Source organism: Kineococcus radiotolerans SRS30216 = ATCC BAA-149 (assembly GCF_000017305.1).
GTDB lineage: Bacteria > Actinomycetota > Actinomycetes > Actinomycetales > Kineococcaceae > Kineococcus > Kineococcus radiotolerans.
In genome coordinates this window covers 1,651,387-1,678,166 of record NC_009664.2, presented here as the reverse complement: position 1 = coordinate 1,678,166, position 26,780 = coordinate 1,651,387, and the positions used below count along the sequence as shown (strand labels likewise).

Annotated in this window: 28 protein-coding genes; 21 read left to right on the top strand and 7 right to left on the bottom strand. The window is 75.9% G+C overall.

The window, feature by feature from the left end; translation table 11 throughout:
• Positions 1-41: 41 nt before the first annotated feature.
• From disA to KRAD_RS08105, 3 genes are all read right to left on the bottom strand, one after another.
• On the bottom strand, positions 42-1,121 hold the full coding sequence (gene disA, locus KRAD_RS08115; protein ID WP_012085069.1) for a DNA integrity scanning diadenylate cyclase DisA: 1,080 nt from the start codon (positions 1,119-1,121) through the stop codon (positions 42-44).
• 101 nt (positions 1,122-1,222) lie between these two features.
• Complete coding sequence (gene radA, locus KRAD_RS08110) at positions 1,223-2,611, bottom strand: DNA repair protein RadA (RefSeq protein WP_012085068.1); 1,389 nt, start codon at positions 2,609-2,611, stop codon at positions 1,223-1,225.
• A gap of 157 nt (positions 2,612-2,768) precedes the next feature.
• A complete protein-coding gene (locus KRAD_RS08105) occupies positions 2,769-3,134 on the bottom strand; it encodes a hypothetical protein (RefSeq protein WP_041291966.1) in 366 nt (121 codons plus the stop codon).
• Positions 3,135-3,259: 125 nt separating this feature from the next.
• Between KRAD_RS08105 and KRAD_RS27490 the strand changes: the two genes are divergently transcribed.
• Together KRAD_RS27490 and KRAD_RS08095 are read left to right on the top strand one after the other, a co-directional pair.
• Positions 3,260-4,543, top strand: coding sequence for a diguanylate cyclase (locus KRAD_RS27490; protein ID WP_157873543.1), 1,284 nt, complete (start codon positions 3,260-3,262; stop codon positions 4,541-4,543).
• Complete coding sequence (locus KRAD_RS08095) at positions 4,540-6,321, top strand: putative bifunctional diguanylate cyclase/phosphodiesterase (RefSeq protein WP_012085064.1); 1,782 nt, start codon at positions 4,540-4,542, stop codon at positions 6,319-6,321. The genes KRAD_RS27490 and KRAD_RS08095 overlap by 4 nt, the downstream gene beginning before the upstream one ends.
• Here the strand turns inward: KRAD_RS08095 and KRAD_RS08090 are convergent.
• Positions 6,288-6,986: a class I SAM-dependent methyltransferase gene (locus KRAD_RS08090; RefSeq protein ID WP_012085063.1), complete on the bottom strand. Its 699-nt coding sequence runs from the start codon at positions 6,984-6,986 to the stop codon at positions 6,288-6,290. The genes KRAD_RS08095 and KRAD_RS08090 overlap by 34 nt on opposite strands.
• Complete coding sequence (locus KRAD_RS08085; protein WP_012085061.1) at positions 6,983-7,804, bottom strand: DUF3109 family protein; 822 nt, start codon at positions 7,802-7,804, stop codon at positions 6,983-6,985. The genes KRAD_RS08090 and KRAD_RS08085 overlap by 4 nt, the downstream gene beginning before the upstream one ends.
• Before the next feature lie 54 nt (positions 7,805-7,858).
• Between KRAD_RS08085 and KRAD_RS08080 the strand changes: the two genes are divergently transcribed.
• The 5 genes from KRAD_RS08080 to KRAD_RS25030 all read left to right on the top strand — a co-directional run bounded on the left by KRAD_RS08080 (position 7,859) and on the right by KRAD_RS25030 (position 11,640).
• Positions 7,859-8,839 carry a Ppx/GppA family phosphatase gene (locus KRAD_RS08080; protein WP_012085060.1) on the top strand — a complete coding sequence of 327 codons (981 nt, stop codon included), beginning with the start codon at positions 7,859-7,861 and terminating at the stop codon, positions 8,837-8,839.
• 78 nt (positions 8,840-8,917) lie between these two features.
• Positions 8,918-9,721 carry a pyrroline-5-carboxylate reductase gene (gene proC / locus KRAD_RS08075; protein ID WP_012085059.1) on the top strand — a complete coding sequence of 268 codons (804 nt, stop codon included), beginning with the start codon at positions 8,918-8,920 and terminating at the stop codon, positions 9,719-9,721.
• 3 nt (positions 9,722-9,724) lie between these two features.
• Entirely contained in the window at positions 9,725-10,909 is a 1,185-nt protein-coding gene (locus tag KRAD_RS08070) for an acetoin utilization protein AcuC (RefSeq protein ID WP_012085058.1), read from the top strand.
• A gap of 189 nt (positions 10,910-11,098) precedes the next feature.
• A complete protein-coding gene (locus KRAD_RS08065) occupies positions 11,099-11,299 on the top strand; it encodes a helix-turn-helix domain-containing protein (protein ID WP_012085057.1) in 201 nt (66 codons plus the stop codon).
• A gap of 242 nt (positions 11,300-11,541) precedes the next feature.
• Positions 11,542-11,640 carry a 30S ribosomal protein bS22 gene (locus KRAD_RS25030; RefSeq protein WP_012085056.1) on the top strand — a complete coding sequence of 33 codons (99 nt, stop codon included), beginning with the start codon at positions 11,542-11,544 and terminating at the stop codon, positions 11,638-11,640.
• Between the two features lie 78 nt (positions 11,641-11,718).
• Here KRAD_RS25030 and KRAD_RS08060 read toward each other — a convergent pair whose 3' ends face one another.
• Positions 11,719-12,498, bottom strand: coding sequence for an HAD family hydrolase (locus KRAD_RS08060; RefSeq protein ID WP_238985725.1), 780 nt, complete (start codon positions 12,496-12,498; stop codon positions 11,719-11,721).
• A 53-nt stretch (positions 12,499-12,551) separates the two neighbouring features.
• Between KRAD_RS08060 and KRAD_RS08055 the strand changes: the two genes are divergently transcribed.
• The 7 genes from KRAD_RS08055 (at position 12,552) to KRAD_RS08025 (ending at position 20,348) form a co-directional block, all read left to right on the top strand.
• Positions 12,552-12,860 carry a glutaredoxin family protein gene (locus KRAD_RS08055; RefSeq protein ID WP_041292869.1) on the top strand — a complete coding sequence of 103 codons (309 nt, stop codon included), beginning with the start codon at positions 12,552-12,554 and terminating at the stop codon, positions 12,858-12,860.
• Positions 12,861-13,045: 185 nt separating this feature from the next.
• Entirely contained in the window at positions 13,046-13,828 is a 783-nt protein-coding gene (locus KRAD_RS08050) for a redox-sensing transcriptional repressor Rex (RefSeq protein WP_012085053.1), read from the top strand.
• Positions 13,829-15,157, top strand: coding sequence for a glutamyl-tRNA reductase (locus KRAD_RS08045; RefSeq protein WP_012085052.1), 1,329 nt, complete (start codon positions 13,829-13,831; stop codon positions 15,155-15,157). It abuts the gene before it with no gap.
• Positions 15,154-16,134 (top strand): hydroxymethylbilane synthase, encoded by a 981-nt coding sequence (gene hemC / locus KRAD_RS08040; RefSeq protein ID WP_012085051.1) that lies wholly within the window; start codon positions 15,154-15,156, stop codon positions 16,132-16,134. Before KRAD_RS08045 ends, hemC begins: the two co-directional genes overlap by 4 nt.
• 5 nt (positions 16,135-16,139) lie before the next feature.
• Positions 16,140-17,954 carry a bifunctional uroporphyrinogen-III C-methyltransferase/uroporphyrinogen-III synthase gene (locus KRAD_RS08035; protein ID WP_083782232.1) on the top strand — a complete coding sequence of 605 codons (1,815 nt, stop codon included), beginning with the start codon at positions 16,140-16,142 and terminating at the stop codon, positions 17,952-17,954.
• Positions 17,955-17,983: 29 nt separating this feature from the next.
• Positions 17,984-18,964: a porphobilinogen synthase gene (gene hemB / locus KRAD_RS08030; RefSeq protein ID WP_012085049.1), complete on the top strand. Its 981-nt coding sequence runs from the start codon at positions 17,984-17,986 to the stop codon at positions 18,962-18,964.
• Between the two features lie 217 nt (positions 18,965-19,181).
• Complete coding sequence (locus KRAD_RS08025; RefSeq protein WP_012085048.1) at positions 19,182-20,348, top strand: aldose epimerase family protein; 1,167 nt, start codon at positions 19,182-19,184, stop codon at positions 20,346-20,348.
• Positions 20,349-20,400: 52 nt separating this feature from the next.
• Here KRAD_RS08025 and KRAD_RS08020 read toward each other — a convergent pair whose 3' ends face one another.
• Complete coding sequence (locus tag KRAD_RS08020; protein ID WP_012085047.1) at positions 20,401-21,588, bottom strand: metallophosphoesterase family protein; 1,188 nt, start codon at positions 21,586-21,588, stop codon at positions 20,401-20,403.
• A gap of 152 nt (positions 21,589-21,740) precedes the next feature.
• Between KRAD_RS08020 and KRAD_RS08015 the strand changes: the two genes are divergently transcribed.
• From KRAD_RS08015 to KRAD_RS07985, 7 genes are all read left to right on the top strand, one after another.
• Positions 21,741-22,187 carry a helix-turn-helix transcriptional regulator gene (locus KRAD_RS08015; RefSeq protein WP_041292867.1) on the top strand — a complete coding sequence of 149 codons (447 nt, stop codon included), beginning with the start codon at positions 21,741-21,743 and terminating at the stop codon, positions 22,185-22,187.
• Complete coding sequence (locus tag KRAD_RS08010; RefSeq protein WP_012085045.1) at positions 22,181-22,600, top strand: VOC family protein; 420 nt, start codon at positions 22,181-22,183, stop codon at positions 22,598-22,600. The genes KRAD_RS08015 and KRAD_RS08010 overlap by 7 nt, the downstream gene beginning before the upstream one ends.
• Positions 22,601-22,734: 134 nt before the next feature.
• A complete protein-coding gene (locus KRAD_RS08005; RefSeq protein WP_049821117.1) occupies positions 22,735-23,301 on the top strand; it encodes a hypothetical protein in 567 nt (188 codons plus the stop codon).
• A gap of 133 nt (positions 23,302-23,434) precedes the next feature.
• On the top strand, positions 23,435-24,781 hold the full coding sequence (gene hemL, locus KRAD_RS08000; RefSeq protein ID WP_012085043.1) for a glutamate-1-semialdehyde 2,1-aminomutase: 1,347 nt from the start codon (positions 23,435-23,437) through the stop codon (positions 24,779-24,781).
• A complete protein-coding gene (locus KRAD_RS07995; protein ID WP_012085042.1) occupies positions 24,778-25,422 on the top strand; it encodes a histidine phosphatase family protein in 645 nt (214 codons plus the stop codon). The genes hemL and KRAD_RS07995 overlap by 4 nt, the downstream gene beginning before the upstream one ends.
• A gap of 2 nt (positions 25,423-25,424) precedes the next feature.
• A complete protein-coding gene (locus KRAD_RS07990) occupies positions 25,425-26,039 on the top strand; it encodes a TlpA family protein disulfide reductase (protein ID WP_203417521.1) in 615 nt (204 codons plus the stop codon).
• Positions 26,036-26,779 carry a cytochrome c biogenesis CcdA family protein gene (locus KRAD_RS07985; protein ID WP_012085040.1) on the top strand — a complete coding sequence of 248 codons (744 nt, stop codon included), beginning with the start codon at positions 26,036-26,038 and terminating at the stop codon, positions 26,777-26,779. The genes KRAD_RS07990 and KRAD_RS07985 overlap by 4 nt, the downstream gene beginning before the upstream one ends.
• Position 26,780 lies beyond the last annotated feature (1 nt).

Sequence of the window (26,780 nt, the reverse complement as noted above, 5' to 3'; positions counted from 1 at the left end):
CCACCGCCCGCCCCGGGCGGTGGGCCCGCCCGGACGTGGCGTCAGACGTAGCGTTCGAGGATCGAGGACTCCGCCAGCCGCGACAGCCCCTCGCGCACCGCGCGGGCGCGCTGCTCCCCGACGCCGTCGACGGTCATGAGGTCGTCGATGCTCGCGGCGAGGAGCTTCTGCAGGTCCCCGAACTGGTCGACGAGACGCTCCACGATCGCCCCGGGCAGGCGCGGGACGCGGTTGAGCAGCCGGAAGCCCTTGGGGCTCACCGCGGAGTCGAGGGAGTCCCCGCCGACGGAGAACCCCAGGACCCTCGCCACCTGCGAGAGGTCCACGAGGTCGGACTGGTGCAGCCCGGCCAGCGACTCCAGCACCGCCTCCAGCGGCCCCTCGTAGCGGCTGGCCTCGAGGTAGTCGCGGACCACGAGCTCGCGGTCGGGGCCGACCCCGCCGACGAGCTCGTCCAGCTGCAGGGACAGCAACCGGCCGTCGACGCCGAGCTCGACCACGTAGCCGGAGATCTCGTCGGCGATGCGGGAGACCATCTCGATGCGCTGCACGACCGAGCACACGTCCCGGACGGTCACCAGGTCCTCGATCTCGAGGGCGGACAGCGTGCCGGTCACCTCGTCGAGGCGGGCGCGGTAGCGCTCCAGCGTCTGCAGGGCCTGGTTGGCCCGCCCGAGGATGGCGTCGGAACCCTCCAGCACGTAGCGGCGGTTGCCGGTGTAGACCGCGACGATCCGCATCGACTGCGACACCGAGATGACGGGGAAGCCGGTCTGCTTCGCGACGCGCTCGGCGGTGCGGTGGCGGGTCCCGGACTCGCTGGTCTCGATGGAGGAGTCCGGGACCAGCTGCACGGCCGCGCGCACGATCCGCGACACGTCGCGGTCCAGCACGATCGCGCCGTCCATCTTGGCCAGCTCGCGCAGCCGCGTCGCGGAGAACTCCACGTCGAGGGCGAAGCCGCCGGTGCTCAGGGAGTCCACGACCCGGTCGAAGCCGAGGACGATGAGGGCCCCGGTGCGCCCGCGCAGGATGCGCTCCAGGCCGTCGCGCAGGTCCGTCCCGGGCGCCAGGATCGCGAGGGTCTGCCTGAGGACCTCGTCAGGCGTCCGGTCTGGCACGGGCCACCTCCGACGTCCTCGCTGCACCACGTTCTCGAACCTGGTGCGGAGTCTACCGGCGGGACGGGTGGGACGGGTGGGTCACCCCGCCCGGCGCGCCCTCACTCCCGCACCAGCCGCGCGCGCACGCACGCGTCGGCCAGCGTCGCGACCTCGTGGACCGTCATCCCGGCGGGGGCCTTCCCGTCCGCCAGCGACCCCGCGGGGACGATGGCGGAGGTGAAGCCCAGCCGGGCGGCCTCGCTGAGCCGGCGCGGCACGCCGGTGACCCGGCGGACCTCCCCGGCCAGCCCCACCTCGCCCAGGGCGATCGTCCCCGGCGGGATCGGCTGGTCGGTCACCGCGCTCGTCACCGCCAGCGCCACGGCGAGGTCGACGGAGGGCTCGGTGAGCTTCACCCCGCCCACGGTGGCGACGAAGGTGTCGCGGTTGGCCAGCGCCACCCCGAGGCGGCGTTGGCAGACCGCGAGGACCATGGCCATCCGGCTCGCGTCCAGCCCGCTGGTGACCCGGCGGGCGCTGCCGGGGGACTGGTCGGTCGCCACCAGCGACTGCAGCTCGGCCAGCAGCGGGCGGCGGCCCTCCAGGGTCACCGTGATGCAGGTGCCCGCGACGGGTTCGGGGGTGCTGGAGACGAACAGGCCGCTGGGGTCGGGCAGGCCGACGATGCCGTCCTCGTTCAGGTCGAAGCAGCCGACCTCGTCGGTGGGGCCGTAGCGGTTCTTCACCGCGCGCAGCAGCCGCAGCCGGGAGTGGCGCTCGCCCTCGAACTGGCAGACGACGTCGACGAGGTGCTCGAGGGTGCGCGGGCCGGCGATCGAGCCGTCCTTGGTGACGTGCCCGACGAGCAGCGTGGCCATCGCGCGCTGCTTCGCGACGCGGATGAGGGCCCCGGCGACCTCGCGGACCTGCGAGACGCCCCCCGCGGCGCCCTCGACCTCCCCCGAGGCCACGGTCTGCACCGAGTCCACGATCAGCAGGTCGGGGGCGGAGCGCTCGACGTGCCCGAGGACGGTGGCGAGGTCGGTCTCCGAGGCCAGCAGCAGCCGGGCGTGCAGCGCGCCGATCCGCTCGGCGCGCAGCCGGACCTGGGCCGCGGACTCCTCGGCCGTCACGTAGAGGACGGTGCGGCCGCTGGCCGCGACCCGCGACGCCGCGTCCAGCAGCAGCGTCGACTTCCCCACCCCGGGCTCCCCGGCCATCAGCACCACCGCGCCGGGGACCAGCCCGCCGCCCAGCACGCGGTCGAACTCGTCCACGCCCGTGGGCGCGGCCCGGGCGGCCTCGACGTCGACCTCGGCGATGGGGCGGGCCGGTTCGCGCACCTGCGCGGGGACCGTCGTGCGCACCGTCGGGGTGCCGCCGACCTCCTCGACCGTCCCCCAGGCCTGGCACTCCCCACAGCGGCCCGCCCACTTCGCCGTCGTCCAGCCGCACTCGGCGCAGCGGTAGCCGGGGCGGGCGGTCTTGGCGGAGGTCCTGGTGGGCACGGGGGAACCGTAGGCCCGACCTCGGACACCACCTCCCGCGCCACCCCAGCGGCGTCGTCACCGCCGCCACCACCGACGCCACCACCGACGCCACCACCGACGACGCGACCCGCCCCCCGGGGCCGGGGAGCGGGTCGCGTCGGAGCGGGAGGGCCGGTCAGGCGCCGTAGAGGGTCTTCATGGTGGTCATGAGGATGCCGAACGTGGCGAAGACGAAGCTCGGCACGAAGGCGAGGATGGCGGCGCCGATGCTGCCGCTCTTGCGGTACAGCAGGTAGGCGGAGAACACCATGACCAGGGACCCGACGAGGGTGAAGGCCAGCCCGACGGCGATCCGGCCGTTCGGCGCGGACTCGTAGGGGTTGTAGCCGAGCAGGAACATCGGCACCAGACCGGCCAGGACCAGGCCGAGGACCCAGATCCCCAGGGCCACGACCGTCCCGCGGCTGGGCTGGAGCCGCCGGACCGGGCCGCGGACCCGCTGTTCCTCGTGCTGGACCGGCGGGGTGGCGTGCGCGCTCATGGGCCCATCATCCACCGTGGGGACCCTCCGTGACGACCCAGGTGGCGAACCGGTCCGGACCGGGCGCTGCGCCGCCCGGGTGAGCGGGGGTGCGGGCGGGGCCGGGGACGGCCGACAACCACCGGGTGCGAGGACGGAGCGGTGACCGGTGGGCGGCCCTGGGCGCCGTGCGGGCCGGTCTGAGGCCCTTCCCGCCCGACCTGGAACCGGAGTACCGGGCGGCCCGCAACGCGGCGCGCTCGCGCTACCTGGTGCCCACCGCGCTGCTCGGGATCTGCTGCCTGGACCTCTACGTCCTCGTCGACCTCGTCCTGGCCCCGCAGGTCGTGCTCCTGTCGTTGCTCCTGCGCCTGGCGGTGGTCACCCCCGCCATGCTCGCGGCGCTGGTGGTGCGGCGGTGGCGGCTGCGCCGCGACCCGGCCTCCGGCGTGGACGGGCCGCTGTTCGCCGGGGCCGCCGCCCTCGTCGTGGCGGTGCTGGTCCTCATCCAGAGCACCGCTCCCGGCGCGCTCGGCGGGGCCTACTTCGCCGGGTCGTTCATCGTCGTCGTCTTCTTCGTCACCCTGCTGCGCTCCGACGTGCGTCAGGCCGCGGCCGGGCTCGTCGCCATGCTCGCCGCCTTCGGCCACGGGCAGGCGCTCATCGGCGCCGACCCCGTCCCGCTGCAGGTCGCGGCCCTGCTCGCCGTCGCCGTCGCGGGCTTCTTCGGGCTCGTGATGGCCGGCCACGTCGAGACCAGCGAGCGCGCCCGCTTCCTCGCCGAGCGCCGCGAGCGGGCCCTGGCCCGGGAGCGGGAGCGGCTCATCGCCGCGCTGGCCACCGCCGCCGTCCGCGACGAGCTGACCGGCCTGCTCAACCGCCGCGGCCTGCACGAGCGGCTGCCGGCGCCCGGCACCCCCGTCGCCGTCCTCGTGGTCGACGTCGACCACTTCAAGAGCTACAACGACCGGTTCGGCCACCTCGAGGGCGACCGCTGCCTGGCCGGGGTCGCCGCGACGTTGGAGGCCGGTTCGCGTCCCGGTGACGTCGTGGCCCGCACCGGCGGGGAGGAGTTCGTCGTGCTGCTCCACCCGGATGCCGGCGCGCCCGGGGGCCGCGCCGCGCAGCGCGCCGACGCACGGGCGGCGGCCGAGCGCCTGCACGCCGCCGTGCGCGCCCTCGCCCTGCCCCACCCTGCCCGCCCGGACGGCCCCGGCGTCGTCACCGTGAGCGTCGGGGTGGCCCTTGGCCACTGGGACGAGGCCTTCGCCGCCGCCGACGCGGCCGTCTACGCCGCCAAGCACGCCGGGCGCGACCGCGTGCACGAAGCCCCCGGAGCCCCCGAGGCCCCCGAGGCCCCCGAGGCCCCCGAGGCCCCCGAGGCCCCCGAGGCCCCCGCGGCCCGCGAGGCGCGCGAGGTGGCCCCGTGAACCCCGCGCGGCTCCTGCGGCTGGGGCAGCGGCTGCGCGCCCTGGGGCTGCCGGTCGTCTCGCCCAGCTACGAGGCGCTGGCCCGCGAGGCCAGCGACGAGGTCCTGGTCACGACCGCCGAGGGGCGCATCACGTTCTGCTCCCCGACGTTCAGCCGCCGCTGGGGGGTCGACCGGTGGGCCCTGGTGGGTGGGGACGCCTTCTCGTGGACCCACCCCGAGGACCGGGAGCGGGTCCGGGCCGCGTTCGCCGCGGTCTGCCGCCCCGGCTCGGAGTCGGTCGACAGCGAGCACCGCTACGTGGTGCGCTCCACCGGCGAGGTCCGCTGGTGCCGGGTGCGCTTCAGCGACGCCCGGCGCGTGCCGGGCGTGGGCGGGATCGTCTGGAACTGCCAGGACGTCACCGAGGTCCACGACACCCTGGACGCGCTGCGCCACGCCGCGACCCACGACCCGCTCACCGGCCTGGGCAACCGGCGCCGGCTGCTGGAGGTGATGGAGCGCTCCCTGACCGACGGGCTGGACAGCGCGCTGCTGCTGCTGAACCTCGACGGGCTGAAGACCGTCAACGACCGGCACGGCCACGCCGTCGGCGACCTCGTCGTCCGCGCGGTCGCGGAGCGCCTGGACGCCCTCGTCGGCGACCGGGGGTGGCTGGGCCGCCTCGACGGCGACGAGTTCGCCGTCCTGCTGCGCGGGCAGGAGGGGCCGCTCTCGCGCGCCCTGGCCGACCTGGCCCAGCGGGCCGTCGGCGTCGCGCGGCGGCCGGTGGAGGTGGAGGGGCGCGCGGTCGCCGTCACCGCCGCGGCGGGCACGGCCCTGCTGCCGGGCGGGGACGCCGGCGCGGACGCGGTGGAGGCGGGGCGGCGGCTGTTCCGCCACGCCGACATCGCCCTGGGGGCGGCGAAGGCCGCCGGCGGGAACCGGTGGGTGCCGTTCTCGCGCGCGCTGCTCGACGCCGCCCACGACCGCGCCGAGCTGGCCGCCGACCTCCGCCACGCGGTGGCGACCGGGGGGCTGCACCTGGCCCTGCAGCCGCTGGTCGACCTCGCCGCCGGACGGACGGTGGGCTTCGAGGCGCTGGTGCGTTGGCAGCACCCGCAGCGGGGGAACGTCCCCCCGTCGGTGTTCGTGGAGGTCGCCGAGGAGTCCGGGACGATCCTGGACCTGGGCGCCTTCGTGCTGGAGAGCGCGCTGGAGGCCCTGGTGGAGCTGCAGCGCGCCGCGGGCCGGTCGGGGCTGGAGGTGAGCGTCAACCTCTCCGGGCACCAGCTCCAGCAGCCCGGCCTGGTCGCGGCCGTCGTCGACGCGCTGCGCCGCCACGGCCTGGCCCCGGGGCAGCTGTGCCTGGAGGTGACCGAGAGCGTGGCCGTCGCGGACCTGGCGACGGCGCGGAACACGTTGCAGGAGCTGCGTTCGCACGGCGTGCGGATCGCCCTGGACGACTTCGGCACCGGGTACTCCTCGCTGTCGTACCTGCGCCGGCTGCCCGTGGACGTCCTCAAGATCGACAAGTCGTTCGTCGACGACGTCAGCGGTGAGCGCGCCGACGCGACCGGCGCGGCGGTGCTGTCGGGGATCGTCGCGCTGAGCTCGGCGCTGGGGCTGGTGACCGTCGCGGAGGGGATCGAGACCGAGCAGTCGCACGAGGTGGTCCGCGGGGCGGGGTGCACGTGGGGCCAGGGCTACCTGTTCGCGCGGCCGCTGTCGCCGGCCCAGGCCGCGGCGCACCTCGCGGCGGAGGCTCAGAACCCCCGGTACCGCAGCACGACGGCGTAGTCGACGCTCGTCCCGGGGTGCTCGGCGAGGATCGCGTCGGCCTGCCCGGGCGCGAACTCGATGCGCACCACGGCCTCGAGGTCGGCGCGGGAGTCGAACTCCCACGCCACCTCCAGGGGGCGGGCCGACCAGCCGCGGCGGGCGAAGAACCGGTCCACGGCCGCCTGGTCGTAGCCGGGCAGCGAGCGGGAGAACCAGCGCCCGAACGTCGAGCGGGTCGCGTCGTTGTCGATGACGAAGGCCGTCCCGCCGCGGCGCACGACCCGGTCCAGCTCGGCCAGCCCCGGTTCGCAACCCGGCCCGAAGAAGTAGGCCCAGCGGGCGTGGACGACGTCGACGCTCGCGTCGGGCAGGGGCAGCGCCCCGGCCTCCCCGCGCAGGACGCGGACGGCTCCGGGGCCCGGGCGCGCGTCGAGGACCCGTCGCCGCGCGAGGCGCAGCAGCGGCGGGTGCGGTTCGACGCCGGTGACCGACCGGGCGTCCACCGCGAACCGGGCCAGGTGGAAACCCGTCCCGCAGCCGACGTCGAGGACGTCCTGCCCCGCCCAGTCGTGGATCCCGCGCATCGTCTCCTCGACGAGCCCGCCGCGGTCGACGGCGAGGTTCTCCAGCTCGTAGACCTCGGGGGAGTTCCAGACGTTGGGGCTGGGGACGACCGTGCTCACGCCACCGGTCCCCGCTGCGCCCCGCGGTCGGCGGGGTGGACGGTGAGGGGGAGCAGGCGGCGGTGGGCGGAACCGCCCCGCGAGCGCGCCACGAGGGCCTCGCAGTGGCGGGCGAGCTCCTCGTAGGGGCGGTCGCCGATCATCTCCCGCAGCTCGTTCTCGCAGCTGCGGAACACCGGCCGGGTGCCGACGTGGGCGGCGGGGTTGCCGGTGCAGTACCAGTCGAGGTCGTGACCGCCCTCGCCCCAGCCGCGGCGGTCGTACTCGCCGATGCTCACCTCGAGGTAGGTGCTCCCGTCGCCGCGGGTGACCGTCCGGTAGGAGCGCTTGAGCGGCAGCTGCCAGCAGACGTCGGGCTTGTAGGTCAGCGGGTCGACGCCGTCGCGCAGGGCCTGCAGGTGCAGCGCGCACCCGGCGCCGGCGGCGAACCCCGGCCGGTTGGCGAGGATGCAGCCGCCCTGGTGGACGCGGGTCTTGCGGGCGCCGTCCTCCAGCTCGGTCCAGCCCCCGGCCCGGCCCTCGGCGTGGAACTGCCAGGTCTCGGGGGTGAGCCGCTTCACGACCTTGGCGACGCGCTTCTCGTCGGCCTTCTCGGTGAAGTGCGCGCCCAGCGCGCAGCAGCCGACGTCGGGGGCGTCGGCGTAGATGCCGGGGCAGCCGTTGCCGAAGATGCAGGTGTAGTCGCTGGTCAGCCAGGTCAGGTCGACGCGGTACACGGTGTCCGCGCCGCGCTCGCCGTCCAGGCCGCGCTCGACGTCCTCGGGGTCGGGGAACTCCAGCCACAGGCGGGCGCTGTCCAGCGGCGTCTCGGCACTCACCGCTGCAGGGTAAGCGCGTCCGGAACGGGTCCTCGCGTCCAATAGGGTCGCGGGATGCGCTTGGGCGTTCTCGACGTGGGCTCCAACACGGTCCACCTCCTCGTGGTCGACGCCCACCCCGGGGCTCAGCCCCTGGCGGCGGACTCGCTGCGGCGGGTGCTGCGGCTGGCCGAGCACCTCACCCCCGAGGGGGCGATCGACGACACCGGCACCGCGGCGCTCGTCGACGCCGTCGCGGCCGCGGTGGCGGCGGCCGAGGACGCGGGGGTGGAGGAGTTCCTCGCCTTCGCCACCAGCGCCGTGCGCGAGGCCACCAACGGCGAGGCCGTCCTCGACGAGGTCGAGCGCGCCACGGGGGTGCGGCTGCAGGTCCTGCCGGGCACCGCCGAGGCCGACCTGACCTTCCTGGCCGTCCGCCGCTGGTTCGGGTGGTCCGCGGGGCGGCTGCTGGTGCTGGACATCGGGGGCGGGTCGCTGGAGGTCGCGGCCGGGCTGGACGAGGCGCCCGACGTGTCGTTCTCGCTGCCGCTGGGGGCGGGGCGCCTGACCCGCGACCGCCTGCCCGGCGACCCGCCCGCGGCGGGCGACGTCCGCGACCTGCGCAAGCACGTGCGCCAGCAGATCGCCTCCCGGGTCCGCGACGTGACCCGCGCGGGCAGCCCCGACCGCGTCGTGGTGACGAGCAAGACGTTCCGCAGCCTGGCCCGCCTGTGCGGGGCCGCGCCCAGCGAGGAGGGGCCGGCGGTGCGCCGGGTGCTGCGCCGGGCGGACCTGTCGCCGTGGGTGCCGCGGCTGGCGGGGATGAGGGTCAAGCAGCGCGCGGAGCTGGCCGGGGTGAGCGCCGAGCGGGCCTCGCAGGTCCTGGCCGGGGCCCTGGTCGCCGAGGCCGCGTTCGAGCTGCTCGGGGTCGAGGAGGCGCTGGTCTGCCCGTGGGCGCTGCGGGAGGGCATCATCCTGCGCCGCCTGGACGCGATCGGCTCCCGCGACGGCCTCGCGGACGGGGTCCGGGCCGCCGCCGGGCCGGTGGCGTTCTAGCGTGGCGCGCGTGAGCGAACCCGAGCAGGCGGTCCCCGGCGGTGCCGGTGCGGCCGGGACGGACCCGGAGGTGGCGGCGTGAGCGGGACCCTGGCCCTGGTGGGGGCGGGGGTGATGGGGCAGACGCTGCTGGGCGGTCTGCTGCGCGCCGGCCGCGAACCCGGCGGCGTCCTGGTGGTGGACCGCCGCCCCGGGCGGGCGCGGGAGCTGCACGAGCGGTTCGGGGTCCGCGTCGTGGACGACGTGGGCGCGGTGGCGGGGGCCTCGACGGTCCTGCTCGCGGTCAAGCCGCAGGACCTTCTCGCGCTGCTGGACTCCCTCGCGGGGCACCTGGCCCCGGACGCGCTGGTGGTCTCGCTCGCGGCGGGGGTCACGACCGCGGCGATCGAGGCGCGGCTGCCCGCGGGCACGGCCGTGGTGCGGGTCATGCCCAACACCCCCTCCCTCGTCGACGAGGGGATGGCGGGCCTCTCGGGCGGCTCGGCCTGCGGCGACGAGCAGCTGGCCGAGGCCGAGGACCTGCTGCGCTCGTGCGGGCGCACGGTCGTGCTGGCCGAGAAGCACCTGGACGCGGTGACGGCGCTGAGCGGTTCCGGGCCCGCGTACGTGTTCTACGTGGTGGAGGCCATGGTCGAGGCCGGGGTGCTGCTGGGGCTGCCGCGCGCGACGGCGACCGAGCTGGTCGTGCAGACCGTCGTGGGCGCCGGCGCGATGCTGCGCGAGACGGGGCAGCACCCCACGGTCCTGCGCGAGCAGGTCACCTCCCCGGCGGGGACGACGGCGGCCGCGCTGCGGCAGCTGGACGACTCGGGGGTGCGGGCCGCGCTGGTCGCGGCCGTCGAGGCGGCCGCGGCCCGCTCCCGGCAGCTCTCGGGGAGCTGAGCGGTGACCGACGCGGTGCGGGTCGTGTGGGACCCGAAGTTCAACGGCTACGACTTCGGGCGCTGGCACCCGATGGCTCCGGTCCGCCTGGACCTGACCGCCCGCCTGTGCCGGGAGTTCGGCCTCTTCGACCGCCCGGGGGTGCAGGTGGTGACGGCCGAGCCGGCCGACGACGACCTGCTCACCAGCGTCCACGACCCGGCCTACGTGGCCGCGGTCAAGGCGGCCTCGGCCGACCCGCGGCAGGCGCAGGAGGTCTTCGGCCTCGGCACCGAGGACGACCCGGCGTTCCCGGGGATGCACGAGGCGGCGGCCCGCATCGTCGGGGGGTCGGTGGACCTGGGCCGGGCGCTGGTGGCCGGGGACGCCCTGCACGGGGTCAACTTCTGCGGCGGCATGCACCACGCGAAACCCGGCTGCGCCAGTGGGTTCTGCGTCTACAACGACGCCGCGGCCGCGGTGGTGGCGATGCTGCGCGAGGGGGCCGAGCGCGTCGTCTACGTGGACCTCGACTGCCACCACGGCGACGGCACCGAGCAGGTCTTCTGGGACGACCCGCGGGTGCTGACGATCAGCGTGCACGAGTCCGGGACGACGCTGTTCCCGGGGACGGGCTTCGCCGACGAGCTCGGCGGGCCGGGCGCGCTGGGCGGGGCGGTCAACCTGGCCCTGCCGGCCCGCACCGGCGACGCGGGCTGGTTGCGGGCGGTGCACGCCGTGGTGCCGCAGCTGGTGACGGCCTTCGCCCCGGACGTCCTGGTGACCCAGCACGGGTGCGACACCCACGCGCTGGACCCGCTGGGTCACCTGATGGTGTCGCTGGACGCGCAGCGGGTGGCGGCGGCCTCGATGCACCGCCTGGCCCACGACGCCGCCGGGGGCCGGTGGCTGGCCCTGGGCGGCGGCGGCTACGAGGTCGTCGACGTGGTGCCGCGCACGTGGGCGCACCTGGTCGCGGAGGCCTCCGGCGCGCCGATCGCCCCGGGGACCGCGGTGCCCGCCCCGTGGCTGGCCCACGTGCGGGACGTCTTCGGCCGCGACGCCCCGGCGGCGATGACGGACGGGCAGCCCGCGACGTTCACGGGGTGGGAGTCGGGGTACGACCCCGACGACGCGGTGGACCGGGCGATCCTCGCCACCCGCCGGGCCGCCTTCCCCTTGCACGGCCTGGACCCGGACTTCGACTGATCCCGCCGGCGATCTACTGAGCGTAATGCCTGTTCACAGGCTGTTTAGATCACTGAGAGTAACTTTCTGGACACGCAGACCTTCCACCCACGTCACACCTGCCCCTACAGTGGTCTGGAAACGCGCCCCCACCGGGCCGTCCGCGGGGGACGGCGCGCCGCGGCGCGCGAACTGAAGGGTGCTGTGGGGATGCCTGAGGACCGCCCGCTCTCCGAGGTCCGGTTCCTGACCGTGGCCGAGGTCGCGTCGATGATGCGCGTGTCGAAGATGACGGTGTACCGGCTGGTGCACAACGGGGAGCTGCCCGCGGTGCGGGTGGGGCGCTCCTTCCGGGTGCCCGAGGCCGCCGTCCACGAGTACCTCCGCCAGTCCTTCATCGACACCGCCTGAGCCGCGCCGACGGCACCGCGCCGCCCCCTCCCCGCCCTCCCCGTCGCCCCGCCCGTCGTCCGGACCCCCACTGGCGGGGCCGCGCGGGGCGGGGCCGTCCCGGGGGACCGCTAGACTCGACGGTGGTCTGCCGCGCGAGCGGCACGTCGTCCGGCCGGGGGTCCCGCCGCAGTCCGTCTGCGGAGGTGCCGCGGGCCGCGTCGACACACAGCACCAGCCGACACGAAGTGAGCGAGGACCCCTTGGGCTCTGTCATCAAGAAGCGTCGCAAGCGCATGGCGAAGAAGAAGCACCGCAAGCTGCTTCGCCGCACGCGCCACCAGCGCCGCAACAAGAAGTGAGCTGAGCTCACGCGCGCAGGGCGGGTCTCCCCCGGGGGAGGCCCGCCCTCCGTGCGTCCGGGGCCCCGCCCGCGCCCGTCAGCGCCGGCGCAGCAGCCCCACCACCGCGACGGCCCCCACCCCCGCCGCCCCGGCCCGAGCCGTCCAGCGCACCGCGTGGCGCCAGGGGCGGAACTCGTGCACGGGCCAGCCGCGGGCGGCGGCGTGCCGGCGCAGGGCGCGGTCGGGGTTCACCACGACGGGCCGCCCCACCATCATCAGCAGCGGCAGGTCGTTGGCGGAGTCGGAGTAGGCCGCGCACCGGGCCAGGTCGAACCCGTCGCGCTCGGCCAGCGCCCGCACCGCGTCGGCCTTGGCCTGCCCGTGCAGCGGTTCGCCCACCAGCCGGCCGGTGTAGACGCCGTCCTCGGACTCCGCGACCGTCCCCAGCGCGCCGGTCAGCCCCAGGCGGCGGGCCACCACGTCGGCCATCTCCACCGGGGCGGCCGTCACCAGCCAGACCGCGGCGCCCGCGGCCAGGTGGCGGTGGGCCAGCTCCCGGGCCCCCGCGCTCACCCGGGCCTCCACGTGCTCGTCGTAGACCTCCTCGCCGATCTGGCGGATCGTCGCGGTCTCGTGCCCCGCGACGAAGGCCAGGGCCAGGTCGCGGGCCTCGACGAGGTGCCCCAGGTGCTCTCCCCGCACCGCGAAGCGCAGCGCCCGCCGGGCGAAGCGCTGCAGCTCGCGCCGGGAGAAGAACCCGCGCGCGGCCAGGCCGCGGGCGAAGTAGAACAGGGTGGCCCCGCGCACCAGGGTGTTGTCGAGGTCGAAGAACGCCGCCTGCACCGCAGGCGGGGCGGGCGGCACGGCAGTGGGCACGCGGGCATCGTAGGCCCGCGGCGGGCTCTCGACGGGAAGGTGGGTGAGCGGTGGTGGACGCTGCGTCAGGGGGAGGGGCGGGGCCCGGAGCCGGGGTCCGGCCGCGGCTGGTCCTCGTCTCCCGGGTGGGCTGCCACCTGTGCGACGAGGGCCGCGAGGTCGTGCGCGACGTCGCCGCCGCCACCGGGACGACGTGGGCCGAGGTCGACGTGGACGCCGACGCCGAGCTGCTGCGGCGCTACTCCGACAAGGTCCCCGTGGTGCTCCTCGACGGCGTCGAGCGGGACTTCGGCCGGCTGGACGCGCAGCGCCTGCGCGACGCCCTGGGCGGGCGGCGGTGGTGGCGGCGCGGACGCGGGTGAGGCGGCGAGGTGAGGTGGACCTTCCTGCGTCGGTGCAGCTCAGGCGGGACGTGGTCCTGGTCACGCCGGGGCCGCACGACTTTGTGCAAGGCTTCACAAGAGCCTAGTCTGCTGGCGCACGACCGAGAGTTCCGGGGTCCTCCCGGAGCCGGAGCAACACGTACGAGGGTGCGGGTCTGACCGCTGTGGACGAGGACGAGGTGGGGACGGTCGACGTCCCCGAAGCGACCGTGGCGCGCCTGCCGCAGTACCTGCGGGCCCTCTCGACGCTCGCCGAGGCGGGTCTGCGGACCGTGTCCTCGGAGGCGCTCGCCGACGCCGTCGGCGTCGGCTCGGCCAAGCTGCGCAAGGACCTCTCCCACCTGGGCAGCTACGGCACCCGCGGCGTCGGCTACGACGTCGAGCAGCTCCACCGCCAGATCGCCGACCACCTCGGCCAGACGACCAGCTGGAACGTCGTCATCGTCGGGATCGGCAACCTCGGTCACGCCCTCGCCGGCTACGGCGGGTTCGCCTCCCGCGGGTTCCGCGTCGTCGGGCTCTTCGACGACGGCGCCCACGTCGTGGGCGAGGTCGTCAGCGGCCTGCCCGTCCGCCCCCTGGACGACCTCCCCTCGGTCCTGCGCCCCGGGGAGCCCACCATCGGAGTCCTCGCCGTCCCCGCCGAGCACGCGCAGGTCGTCTGCGACCGGCTCGTCGCCGCCGGGGTCACCAGCGTGCTGAACTTCGCCCCCACCGTGCTGCGCGTCCCCGCCGACGTGGACGTGCGCAAGGTCGACCTCGCCTCGGAGCTCCAGATCCTCGCCTTCCACGCGCAGCGCCGGGCCGTCCGCTCCACCGCGGCGGCTCCGGCCCCCACCGCTCCCGCCCCCACCGCCACGACGTCCGTGCCCGCCCTGCAGCGGAGCCGGCGCCCCGCCCTGGGGGCGACCGGGCCGGTCCTCGACCGGGTCGGGGAGGTGGTCTGAGTGGCGCTCATGGTCGTGGGCCTCTCCCACCGCACCGCCTCCCTGGAGGTCCTCGAGCGCGCCGCGTTCGACGCCCGGGGCGCCGAGGAGGTCCTGCGGGCCCTCACCGCCTCCCCGCACGTGGAGGAGGCCTTCGTCCTCTCCACCTGCAACCGCGTCGAGCTGTACTGCGACGTCTCCCGCTTCCACGGCGGCGTCGCCGACATCGGCGACGTGCTCTGCCGCCGGATCGGGCGGGGCCTGGACGAGCTCGGCGACCAGCTCTACGTCCACTACGAGGACGCCGGCGTCGAGCACCTGTTCAAGGTGGCGTGCGGGCTGGACTCCATGGCGGTCGGCGAGAGCCAGATCCTCGGCCAGCTCCGCCTCGCCCTGCGCGGCCTGCACGAGCGCGGGCTGGCCGGCGGCACGCTGGACCGGCTGCTGCAGACCGCGTTGCGGGTGGGCAAGCGCGCCCACTCCGAGACCCGGCTGGACGCCGCCGGCGCCTCGCTCGTCGACACCGCGATGACCCGCGCCGCCGGGGTCGTGGGGGAGCTGCCCGGGCGCCGCGCCCTCGTCGTGGGCGCCGGCGCCATGAGCGCCCTCGTCGCCACGACGCTGGCCCGCGCCGGCCTCGACGTCGTCGTCGCCAACCGCACCCCCGACCGCGCGCAGCGCCTGGCCGCCGCCGTCGGCGGGCGGGCCACCGGCCTGGACGACCTGCGCGCCGAGGTCGCCGCCGCCGACCTCGTCGTCAGCTGCACCGGCGCCGTCGGGCACGTCCTGGACGTCGCCACCGTGGCCAGCGCCCTGCTCGACCGCCCCGAGCGGCCGCTGTTCCTGGCCGACCTCGCCCTGCCGCGCGACGTCCACCCCGACGTCGCGACGCTGCGCGGGGCCCACCTCGTCGACCTCGAGGGCCTCGGCGCGGACCTCGCCAGCTCGGCCGTGGCGCAGGACCTGCGCGCGGTGCGCGCCATCGTGGCCGAGGAGGTCGCGGCGCACGCCGCCTCGCTGCGGGCCGCCGACGTCGCGCCCACGGTCGTGGCCCTGCGGGCCCAGGCCCGCCACGTCGTCGAGGTCGAGATGCGCCGGCTCGCCAGCCGCGTCGACCTCGACGACACGACCCGCTCGGAGGTCGACCGCGCCGTGCACCGCATCGTCGAGAAGCTCCTGCACACCCCGACCGTGCGGGTGAAGGAGCTCGCCGAGGCCCCCGGCGGCGTCGGCTACGCCGCGGCCCTGCGTGCGCTCTTCGACCTCGAGGTCACCGCCCAGGGCGGCGCGCTGCCCGGGGACGCCCCGCTGTCGGGGACCGTCGCCGACGCCGTGGGCCACGTGTCGTGACCCGTCCGCTGCGCCTGGGCACCCGCCGCAGCGCGCTCGCCACGACCCAGAGCTCCTGGGTCGCCGACCTGCTGCGCCGCGGCGGCTCCCCGGTCGAACTGGTGGAGATCACCACCCGCGGCGACGTCGACCGCGCCCCGCTGGCCCAGATCGGCGGCACCGGGGTCTTCGTCTCCGCGCTGCGCGACGCGCTGCTGGCCGGCGAGGTCGACCTCGCCGTGCACTCCCTCAAGGACCTGCCCACGAGCGCGGCCGACGGGCTGGCGCTGGCCGCGGTCCCCGGGCGCGAGGACCCGCGCGACGTCCTCGTCGCCGCCGGCGGCGCGACGCTGGCCGACCTGCCGCGCGGGGCCCGCGTCGGCACCGGGTCCCCGCGCCGGCGCGCGCTGCTGCTCGCGCTGCGCCCCGACCTCGATGTGGTCGCCGTGCGCGGCAACGTCGACACCCGCATCGGCTTCGCCACCGGCGGGGAGCTCGACGCGGTCGTGCTCGCCGCCGCCGGCCTGGCCCGCACCGGCCGCCTGCACGAGGCGAGCGAGCTGTTCGCCCCCGAGGTGTTCGTCCCCGCCCCCGGGCAGGGGGCGCTGGCCGTGGAGTGCCGCGCCGACGACGCCGAGGTGCTCGCCGCCCTGGCGGCCCTCGACGTGCCCGCGGTGCGGTGGGCCGTCGCCGCCGAGCGGCAGGTGCTGGCCTCGCTGGAGGCCGGCTGCTCGGCCCCCGTGGGCGCCCACGCGGCGGGCGGGGTCCTGCACGTCGCCGTCGAGGACCCCGACGGGGCGCTGGTGCGCCGCGCGGTGCCCGCCGCCGGCCTGGACGACGAGGGGGCCGCGCGCCGCCTCGGCGCCTCGGTCGCCGCGGACCTCCTCGAGCACGAGCTCGCACAGACCCCCGTCGCCGTGGGCGGCGGAGCCCAGGAGAACCACCCCCAGGACCGTCCGGTCGACGGTCCTCGTCCCGATCCGGAGAGTGGCTCGTGAGCACGATGACGAACAGCCCCCTGGTCGCCGGGGCGGCGCAGGCACCGGAGGCGACCCTCGAGGTCACCACCGGGACCCCCGTCGCCCCCCAGGCGCCCGAGGTGAGCGTCCTCACCGAGGTGACCGTGGCCGAGGAGGGGCGCGACGCCGTCCCGGAGCAGGCCGGGGCCAAGCGCTCCGGCCGGTCGGGCAAGTCCCTGCGCAGCCCCGGGTCGGAGCGGACCGCGAAGGCCGGGAAGACCCTCGGGCACGTGTCCTTCGTCGGGGCCGGACCCGGCGACCCGGGTCTGCTGACCGTGCGCGCGGTCGACCTGCTCGCCGCCGCGGACGTCGTCGTCCTCGACCAGACCAGCCGCGAGGACCTCCCCGCCCGCTACGGCCGCGACGGCGTGGAGGTGCTCGACGCCGGCTTCGGCGACGACGGGCAGCCCCTGACCCGCGCCGCGCGGGCCAAGCTCGTCGTGAAGGCGGCCAAGGCCGGCGGTCACGTCGTGCGCCTCATGGACGGCGACGCCTCCACCTTCACCGGCCTGGCCGACGAGATCGCCGCCTGCCGCAAGGCCGGGGTGTCCTTCGACGTCGTCCCCGGGGTCTCGGTCGTCAACGCGGTGCCGGCCTACGCCGGGGTGCCGATGACCACCGGCTCCACCTCCAGCGTCAACGTCGTGCACCCCGCGGGCCGGTCCCTGGACTGGTCGCGCCACGCCGACAAGGACGCCACCGTCGTGGTCCTCGGCACCGGCGACGACATCGCCGCCGCCGCGGCCGGGCTGCTCGGCGCGGGCCGGGCGGCCTCGACGCCGGTCGCGGTCACCTCCCACGGCACCACGACCACCCAGTCCACGACGACGACGACGCTGGGGGAGCTCGAACCCCTCGCCGCCGCCCTCGACGGGTCCCCGACGACGGCCGTCGTCGGCGACGTCGTCGCGCTGCGCGAGCAGGGCAGCTGGTACGAGACGAAGCCGCTGTTCGGCTGGCGCGTCCTGGTGCCGCGCACCAAGGAGCAGGCCGGCGGGGTCACCGCGAAGCTGTCCGACCACGGCGCCACCGCCGAGGTCGTCCCGACCATCTCCGTGGAGCCGCCGCGCACGCCGCAGCAGATGGAGAAGGCGGTCAAGGGGCTGGTGACCGGGCGCTACGAGTGGATCGGGTTCACCTCGGTCAACGCCGTGCGGGCCGTGCGGGAGAAGTTCACCGAGTACGGCCTCGACGCGCGTGCGTTCTCCGGCCTCAAGGTCGCCGCCGTCGGCGGGGTCACCGCGGACGCGCTGCGCGAGTGGGGGATCGAACCGGACCTCGTGCCCGAGGGCGAGCAGTCGGCCTCGGGGCTGCTGGAGGCGTGGCCGCCCTACGACGACGTGCTCGACCCGATCAACCGGGTGTTCCTGCCGCGCGCCGACATCGCCACCGACACCCTCGTCGCGGGCCTGCAGGAGAACGGCTGGGAGGTCGACGACGTCACGGCCTACCGGACGGTGCGGGCGGCCCCGCCGGCCGCGCCGGTGCGCGACGCCATCAAGACCGGCGCCTTCGACGCGGTGGTGTTCACCTCCAGCTCCACGGTGCGCAACCTCGTCGGGATCGCGGGCAAGCCGCACCCCTCCACGGTCGTGGCCTGCATCGGGCCCGCCACGGCGAAGACCGCCGAGGAGCACGGCCTGCGGGTCGACGTGCTCGCTCCCGAGCCCAGCGCGGACGCCCTCGTCGACGCCCTCGCCGGGTTCGGCCAGGGGCTGCGGGCGGCGGCCGTCGAGGCCGGCGAACCCGTGCTGCGGCCCAGCCAGAAGAAGTCGTCCGCGCGCCGCCGGGCGCGCTGACGTCCCGTCACCCGACAGGGGGAGTTCCCGTGGTGCAGTTGCCGATCCGTCCGCGCCGCCTGCGCGCCACCCCGGCGATGCGCCGGCTGGTGACCGACGTGCACCTGCACCCGGGGGACCTCGTCCTGCCGGTGTTCGTGCGCGAGGGGATCGGTGCGCCGCAGCCGATCCGCACCCTGCCCGGGGTCGTGCAGCACACCCGGGCCTCGCTGGTGGCGGTGGCGCGGGAGGCCCTCGCGGCCGGTCTGGGTGGGATCATGCTGTTCGGGGTCCCCGAGGAGCTCGACGCGGTCGGCTCCGGGGCCGACGACCCCGACGGCATCCTCAACGTCGCGCTGAAGGACGTCCGTGACGCCGTCGGCGACGACCTCGTCGTCATGGCCGACCTGTGCCTGGACGAGTTCACCGACCACGGCCACTGCGGGGTGCTGGACTCCCGCGGCCGCGTCGACAACGACGCGACGCTGGAGCGCTACGCCTCGATGGCCCTGGCCCAGTCCACCGCGGGCGCCCACGTGCTGGGGCCCAGCGGGATGATGGACGGCCAGATCGGGGTCCTGCGCGAGGCGCTGGACTCCGCCGGCTTCGACGACGTCGCGCTGTTCGCCTACGCGGTGAAGTACGCCAGCGGCTTCTACGGCCCCTTCCGCGAGGCGGTGAACTCGCAGCTGAAGGGCGACCGCCGCACCTACCAGCAGGACCCGGCGGCCAACGTCGCCGAGGCGCTGCGCGAGGTGCGCCTCGACCTCGACGAGGGCGCCGACATGGTCATGGTGAAGCCGGGCCTGCCCTACCTCGACGTGCTGCGCGCGGTCGCCGACGTCGCCGACGTCCCGGTGGCCAGCTACCAGGTGTCCGGGGAGTACGCGATGGTCGAGTTCGCCGCGCAGGCCGGGGCGGTGGACCGCGAGCGCGTCGCGCTGGAGTCGCTGCTGGCGCTGCGCCGGGGCGGGGCGCAGATCGTCCTCAGCTACTGGGCGCTGGAAGCGGCGCGGGACTGGCTGGGCTGACGTCGCCGGGTGGGCGCACCCGCGCGGCCCCGCGGGCCCGACCGACGCCGAGCGCGAGGCCGGCCGGTGGGTGGTGACCCACCTCGTGGCGCTGGTCGAGCGCGCGGCGGCGGAGGTCCGGGCGCGGCGGGGGCGTTGACGCGCCGCCCAGCGGGGGCCTAGCTTCACGACGCTTGCACAGTTCCGAGCGATGAAGCTCCCCGAAGGAGAACCACGCATGCCCCTCAACCCCTCCCGGCGCAGCGTCGTGCTGGCCGGCGCGGCGGCCACCGCCCTCGTCGGCGCGGCCGCCGCCCCCGCGGCCGCCGCGGTCCAGCGCGAACCCCGGTTGTTCGCCGAACCGTGGGGCACCCTGCCCGACGGGACCGCCGTCGAGCGCTGGACCCTCGTCGACGGCGAGGTCACCGCGCGGATCCTGACCTACGGCGGGATCCTGCAGAGCCTGGAGTTCCCCGACCACCGGGGCCGGGTCCGCAACGTCGTCCTCGGCTTCGCCGACCTCGAGGGCTACCTCGCGGGCAACAACCCCGGCCCGTACTTCGGGGCGCTCATCGGCCGCTACGGCAACCGGATCGCGGGCGGGAGGTTCACCCTCGACGGCGTCGAGCACCAGCTGCCCCTGAACAACGGCCCGAACAGCCTGCACGGGGGCACCGACTCCTTCGACAAGCGGGTGTGGTCGGCGACACCGGTGTTCGGTGACGGCACCGTCGGTCTCCGGCTGTCCCTGGACAGCCCCGACGGCGACCAGGGCTACCCCGGGAACCTGCACGTCGAGGTGACGTACACCCTGGACCGGTTCGCGCAGCTGACCCTGGACTACCTCGCCACCACCGACGCCGCGACGGTGGTGAACCTCACCAACCACAGCTACTGGAACCTGGCCGGTGAGGGGTCCGGCACCGCCCTCGACCACGAGCTGACCATCCACGCCGACGGTTTCACCCCCGTCGACGAGACGCTCATCCCGACCGGTGAGATCGCCCCGGTGGCGGGGACCCCGATGGACTTCCGCTCCCCGCGGCGGATCGCGGCGCGGATCCGCCAGCCCTACCAGCAGATCCTCTTCGGCCAGGGCTACGACCACAACTGGGTGCTGGACCGGGCCGGGGACGGGCTGGAGGAGGCCGCGGTCCTGCACGACCCCCGCAGCGGGCGCACCCTGCGGGTGTCGACGACGGAACCGGGGTTGCAGTTCTACTCGGGGAACTTCCTCGACGCCACCCTCGTCGGCACCGGCGGCGGGGTCTACCGCCAGGGCGACGGGGTGGCGCTGGAGACCCAGCACTTCCCGGACTCCCCGAACCAGCCGGACTTCCCCTCCACCGTGCTGCGACCGGGGGAGGAGTACCGCTCCACGACGGTGTTCGGGCTCTCGCGCTGACCGCGCCGGCCGGAACCCCGACGGGGTCCCGGCCCGGCGGGCGTCCCGCCGCTCAGCGGTGACCGAGCGGCTTCGGCGTCCCCAGCGGCTGCGGGGCGGGGGACAGGTCGATCCCGAGGTCGGCCGCGAACACCGTCCGCGTGCTCTTGAGGACGCCGGGGTGGTGCTCGTCGAGGTCGAAGACGCGCGCGCCCCGCATCCGGTGCACCGCGTCGCCCTCGAGGCCGTAGGTCCCGAACCCGGTCCCGGGGCCGTAGCCGAGCTGGATGCCGAAGTAGTTCCCCACGTAGTCGTTGACGTGGTCGTGCCCGCAGAACATGCCCCGGACGTCGCCTCGTTCCAGCGCGGCGTGGAAGAGGCCGGGGTTGAACTGCGCGGTGTACTCGCGCTCGTTGCGCTCCCCGACGATGCCGTGCTTGGCGACGGCCTTCGCGTGGGACTCCTCGGTGGCCTCGGTGGGGGAGCCGAACCACATGTGCCGGAACTCCCACAGCGGGATGTGGAAGAACATCAGCCCCGGCACGGGGTCGCCCGCGCGCCCCTGCAGCTCCTGCGAGGTCTTCCGGTACCAGGCGACCTGGTCGGCGTGGATGGTCTCGTAGGTGTACTCCTCCACCGGCTGCCCCGCGATCGTCTCGGGCGAGTACCGGCCGGAGTCCAGCAGCCACAGCGCGAAGCCCTCCCGCCGCCCCCGGGAGCTGCGGACGGTCAGGACCTGGTTGGAGTCGCCGCTGACCCCGCTCGCGGTGTTCCCGACGTAGTGGCGGTAGCCGGAGAGGAACCGCCGGATCCGCGGCTCCGTCATGCCGGTGGCCCCGGCGGAGTCCTCGTCGTGGTTGCCGAAGGTGATGGCCCAGGGGATGCGGCGCTCCTCCATCGGCAGGACGACGTGGTTCAGCGCCTGCCGGACCTGCTCGGCCGTCGTCATGTCCCCGTTGATGACGTCGCCGTTGATGACGACGAACCCGGGCCGCTCCCGGTCCAGGGTGCGCTCGATGAGCTGGATCGTGCGCACGTCGGTGCGGTGGTTGTCCTGCGTGTCGTTGAACTGCACGACCCGGAACGTCCCGTCGCCGCCGAAGGCGAGGCGGGACGGGCGGCCCGCGCCGGTGGACGAGCGGGTCTCGGCGCTCGCGGAGCGGGCGGGGGCGAGGGCGGCGGCGGCCGCGACCGCGGCGCCGGCGCCGAGCAGGTGGCGGCGGCCGGGGCGGGCCGTGGTCTCGGGCACGTTCTCGGGCACGGTTCCTCCGGAGGTGGGGGGTGGTCCCCCGACCCTGGGGGCTGGAGGTTTCCCGGGCCCGGACCGCGGGGTGTCCGTGCGGCGTCGGGCAGGCGAACGGGAACGGGCCCTGGCGCGCCGCCGCCGGGAGCGGCCACACTGGCCGGGTGGCTCTGCGGCGCGAGGACCTGGTGCGGCTGCGGCGGGTCCGCGACCGGATCGACCGCGACCACGCCCAGCCCCTCGACGTGGCGGTCCTGGCCCACCAGGCGCTCATGTCCCCGGGGCACTTCTCCCGCTGCTTCAAGGCGGCGTTCGGCGAGACGCCCTACGACTACCTGATGACCCGCCGCGTCGAGCGGGCCAAGGCGCTGCTGCGGCGCGGGGACGTGAGCGTCACCGAGGCGTGCTTCGCCGTCGGGTGCTCCTCGCTGGGGTCGTTCAGCGCGCGCTTCACCCGGCTGGTGGGGGAGACCCCGAGCGCGTACCGGAGCCGGGACCACTCCGCGGCGGCGCTCATCCCCAGCTGCGTGCTGGCCCGGGCGGCCCGGCCGTCGCGGTCGGTCAGGATCGGAGAAGCCACCGGTGCCCGGGCGCGCCTACCGTCCAGCGCATGTTGACCGTCTCGCAGGTTCTGCTGACCGTCCACGACCACGACGAGGCCCTGGGGTTCTACCGCGACCTGCTCGGGTTCGCGGTGACCCAGGACGTCTCCTACGAGGGGATGCGGTGGGTCACGGTGACCCCTCCCGACCAGCCCTCGCTCCACGTCGTGCTCGAGACCCCGCAGTCGTGGCCGGACGCCTCCCCGGCGGACCGGGAGGCCGGGGCGGAGCTGCTCGCGAAGGGGCTGATGTCCCGGCTGATCCTCACCACCGACGACGTCGACGCCCTCTTCGACCGGCTCTCCGCGGCGGGCGTGGAGGTCCAGTCCGAACCGGTGGACCAGGCGTACGGCGTGCGCGACTTCGGCGTGCGGGACCCCTCGGGCAACCAGCTCCGCTTCAACCAGCCGCTGACCGCCCGCCCCTGACCCGCCCGCGCGGTCGCGGGACCACCCGCGGGAGGGGACGCCGCCGGGTGCACGGGGCCCGCGGGCGCGGTGGTCGTCCACACCCCTCCGCGGCCGGTCCGGCGCGGCGGCGCCGGTTCCGCACCCTCGCAGGCGTGACGACCCCCGCACCGACCACCCGCCCGCCCGAGCCCCGCCGCGAGACCCTCGCCGAGTGCTGGACCCGCCTGGCCGCGGGCCGGCCCAGCTGGACCCTCGACGTCCTCGACGTCCTCGAGCCGCACGTGCTCGGCCGTCCCGCCGACGCCCGCGACGTCGTCCGCTACCGCGACCTGCCGGGGGCGGCGGCCGCGCAGCTGCTGCGGCGGGTCCCGCCCGCGCGGCTGGCGGACCGGCAGAACGCCGCCCCCTCGCTGGCGTCGGTCCTCACCGCCGCCGCCCGGCACCCGAACCTGGTCGAGGTGCACGGCTACCTCGTCCCGCCCCCGCGCGAGGACGAGCGCATCGCCGCCGAGGGGATCGTCGTCCACGACCACCCCGGGCCGGGCGCGGGCACCTGCCTCGACGCCGGGGACGGCCCGGGGGCCGAGGAGGGCGCGGCCCTCTGGGCACGCGTGCAGGCGCGGTTCGGCCTCGACGACGCCCGCGGCGGACCGCAGGTCGTCCGCCGCCGCACGTGCCCCCGCACCGGCCGGGCGGGCTGGTACCTGTGGTGGACCTGACCGCCCGCCCGGCCCCGGCGCGGGGGAGGTCCGGGCGGGCTCGGCGTGAAGTCCGTCACCCCCGACCTCCGACACGCCGTCGTAGGCGCCCCTGGGGCGGCGGCACCCCGCGCAGCTTGCGACACTGGGGTCCGTGACCGCGCCGACGCCCGCCCCGACGACCTCCTCCGCACCCACCTCCGCCGCGCTGTTCGAGCGGGCCGCCGCCGTCATCCCCGGGGGCGTCAACTCCCCGGTCCGCGCCTTCCGCGCCGTCGGCGGCACCCCCCGCTTCACCGCCTCGGCCCGCGGGCCGTACCTCACCGACGCCGACGGGCGCGAGTACGTCGACCTGCTCTGCTCCTGGGGACCGATGATCCTCGGGCACGCCCACCCCGACGTGCTCGCCGCGGTCACGGCCGCCGCGCAGGACGGGTTCTCCTACGGGACCCCGACCGAGCGCGAGGTGCTGCTCGCCGAGGAGATCGTCGCCCGCGTCGAGCCGGTCGAGCAGCTGCGGATGGTCAGCTCCGGCACCGAGGCCACGATGAGCGCGATCCGGCTGGCCCGCGGCTTCACCGGCCGCCCGGTGATCGTGAAGTTCGCCGGGCACTACCACGGCCACGTCGACGCCCTGCTGGCCTCAGCAGGCTCCGGGCTGGCCACGTTCGCGCTGCCCGACACCCCCGGGGTGACGGGGACGGCCGCCGGCGACACCATCGTCATCCCGTACAACGACCCCGAGGCGCTGGCCGAGGTCTTCCGCCTGCACGGCGACCGCATCGCCTGCGTCATCACCGAGGCCGCCGCCGGCAACATGGGCGTCGTCGCGCCGCAGCCCGGCTTCACCGCCGAGCTGCGCCGGGTCACCCGCGAGCACGGCGCGCTGCTGGTCTCCGACGAGGTCATGACGGGCTTCCGGGTCAGCGCGGCCGGCTGGTACGGCCACGAGGGCCTGGGCCTGGAGCACGCCCCCGACCTGCTGACCTTCGGCAAGGTCATGGGCGGCGGCTTCCCCGCCGCGGCCTTCGGGGGCCGCGCCGACGTCATGGCCCACCTCGCCCCCGCCGGGCCCGTCTACCAGGCGGGGACGCTGTCGGGGAACCCGATCGCCACCGCCGCCGGCCTCGCCACGCTGCGGGCCTGCACCCCCGAGGTCTACGCCGCCGTCGAGACCGCCGCCACCGCCGTGCGCGAGGCCGCCAGCGCCGCCCTGTCCGCGGCCGGGGTGCCGCACCTGGTGAACACCGCCGGGTCGATGTTCAGCGTCTTCTTCACCGGCCTCGACGCGGTGACCGACTACGAGCAGGCCCGCCAGCAGGACCTCGGCGCCTTCCGGGCGTTCTTCCACTCCATGCTCGACCAGGGGGTCCACCTGCCCCCCAGCGCCTTCGAGGCGTGGTTCCTGTCCGCCAGCCACGACGAGGCCGCGATCGGGCGGGTCGTCGAGGCGCTGCCGGCCGCGGCGCGGGCCGCGGCGGAAGGGTCCGGGTCCCTGTGAGCGCCCCGCGCACCACCGTCCACCTCGTCCGCCACGGTGAGGTCTTCAACCCCGACCGCGTCCTGTACGGCCGCCTGCCCGGGTTCCGCCTCTCCGAGCGCGGCCAGGCGATGGCGACCCGGCTGGGCGAGTTCTTCGCCGACCGCGACGTCGCCTCGGTGACCGCCTCGCCGCTGCAGCGCGCCCAGGAGACCGCCGCGCCGATCGCCCGCACCCACGGCCTGCCCCTGGGCACCGAGCCCCGGATCATCGAGGCCGGCAACCGCTTCGAGGGGCACCGGGTCACCGAGGGGCGCGGCTCGATCCGCGACCCGCGGGTGTGGCCGCGGCTGTGGAACCCCGTCCAGCCCAGCTGGGGCGAGCCCTACGAGCAGCAGGTCGCCCGGGTCAGCGCCGTCGTGCGCGACGCCCGCGACACCTTCCCGGGCCGGGAGTCGGTGCTGGTCAGCCACCAGCTGCCGGTGTGGGTGACCCGCCTGCGGGCCGAGGGCCGCCCGCTGGTCCACGACCCGCGCAAGCGCCAGTGCGCGCTGGCGTCGGTGACGTCGCTGGAGTTCTCCGGGCGCACCCTCGTCTCGGTCGCCTACACCGAACCCGCCGCCGACCTGCTGATCGGCGCCGACCCCGTCCCGGGGGCGTGAGCGTGCCGCGACCGCTCGCGCGCCGCGCCCTGGCGCTGGTGGCGCTGTCGACGCTGGGGCTGGCCGCCTGCTCCGGCGGCGACGGCCTGCCGGAGTCGCAGGGCTCGAACTACATCGAGGGCGACGGGACCGTCGTCCAGTTCCCGCCCGCCGAGCGCCGGGAGCCGGTGGAGTTCACCGGGACCACCGTCGACGGCGACACCGTCGACCTCGCCGACCACCGCGGGAAGGTCGTCGTCCTCAACACCTGGTTCGCCGGGTGCGGCCCGTGCCGCAGCGAGGCGCCGGACCTGCAGGCGGTGTGGGAGGAGTACTCCGGGCGCAACGTGCAGTTCCTGGGGATCAACACCTACGACAGCGCCGACATCGCCGCCTCGTTCCAGCGCCGGTTCGGCCTCACCTACCCCTCGGTCCTCGACAAGGACTCCGGTGCGGCGATGCTGGCGCTGCGGACGTACTCCCCGCAGGCGACCCCGACGACGCTGGTGCTGGACACCGAGGGCCGGGTCGCGGCCCGGGCCTCCGGGATCGTCGACGACTCCACGCTGTCGGGGATGCTCGACGACGCCGGGGCCGACCCGGCGCCCGCGGAGGCCCCCGCGGAGGCCCCGGCGTGACCCTCCCCGAGTACGTGCAGACCGGGCCGCTGCTGCTGGCGGTGCCGCTGGCCGCGCTCGCGGGCCTGGTGTCGTTCCTCTCCCCGTGCGTCCTGCCCCTCGTGCCGGGCTTCCTGGCCTACGTGACGGGCCTGTCCGGCGGGGACCTGGAGCGGCAGCGACGGGGACGGATGCTCCTCGGGTCGCTGCTGTTCGTCCTCGGCTTCTCCGTCGTCTTCGTGCTCATCAGCTTCACCGCGGGCGCCGCGGGGGACCTGCTGAAGGAGCACCAGGGCGTGCTGCAGCGGGTGCTCGGCCTCGTCGTCCTCGCGGGCGGCCTGCTCCTGCTGCTCTCCCCGCTGTGGGCCCAGCGCGAGCTCAAGGTCCGCTGGCGGCCGCGGGCGGGCCTGCTCGGCGCCCCCGTCCTCGGGTTCCTCTTCGGCCTCGGCTGGACGCCGTGCATCGGCCCGATCTTCGCCGCGATCTCGGCCATGGCGTTCACCACGGCCAGCGGGTCGCGGGCCACGACCCTCGGCCTCGTCTACTGCCTCGGGCTCGGCGTCCCCTTCGTCCTGGTGGCGATGGCCTACGGCCGGGGCATGCGCGTCCTCGGCGCGCTGCGCCGCCACCGGGTCGCCCTCGACCGCTTCGGGGCGGTGCTGCTGGTCGTCATCGGCCTGCTGCTCGTCACCGGGCACTTCCAGACCCTGGTGAGCTGGCTGCAGTCCCACCTCGTCTCCAACTTCCAGCCGGTGATCTGAG

Bases quoted from the DNA above. Each gene is read 5' to 3' on its own strand.
- KRAD_RS08105 (WP_041291966.1), bottom strand. From the start codon at position 3,134: ATGAGCGCGCACGCCACCCCGCCGGTCCAGCACGAGGAACAGCGGGTC.
- KRAD_RS08080 (WP_012085060.1), top strand. From the start codon at position 7,859: ATGCGCTTGGGCGTTCTCGACGTGGGCTCCAACACGGTCCACCTCCTC.
- KRAD_RS08065 (WP_012085057.1), top strand. From the start codon at position 11,099: ATGCCTGAGGACCGCCCGCTCTCCGAGGTCCGGTTCCTGACCGTGGCC.
- KRAD_RS08035 (WP_083782232.1), top strand. From the start codon at position 16,140: ATGACGAACAGCCCCCTGGTCGCCGGGGCGGCGCAGGCACCGGAGGCG.
- KRAD_RS08025 (WP_012085048.1), top strand. From the start codon at position 19,182: ATGCCCCTCAACCCCTCCCGGCGCAGCGTCGTGCTGGCCGGCGCGGCG.
- KRAD_RS08010 (WP_012085045.1), top strand. From the start codon at position 22,181: ATGTTGACCGTCTCGCAGGTTCTGCTGACCGTCCACGACCACGACGAG.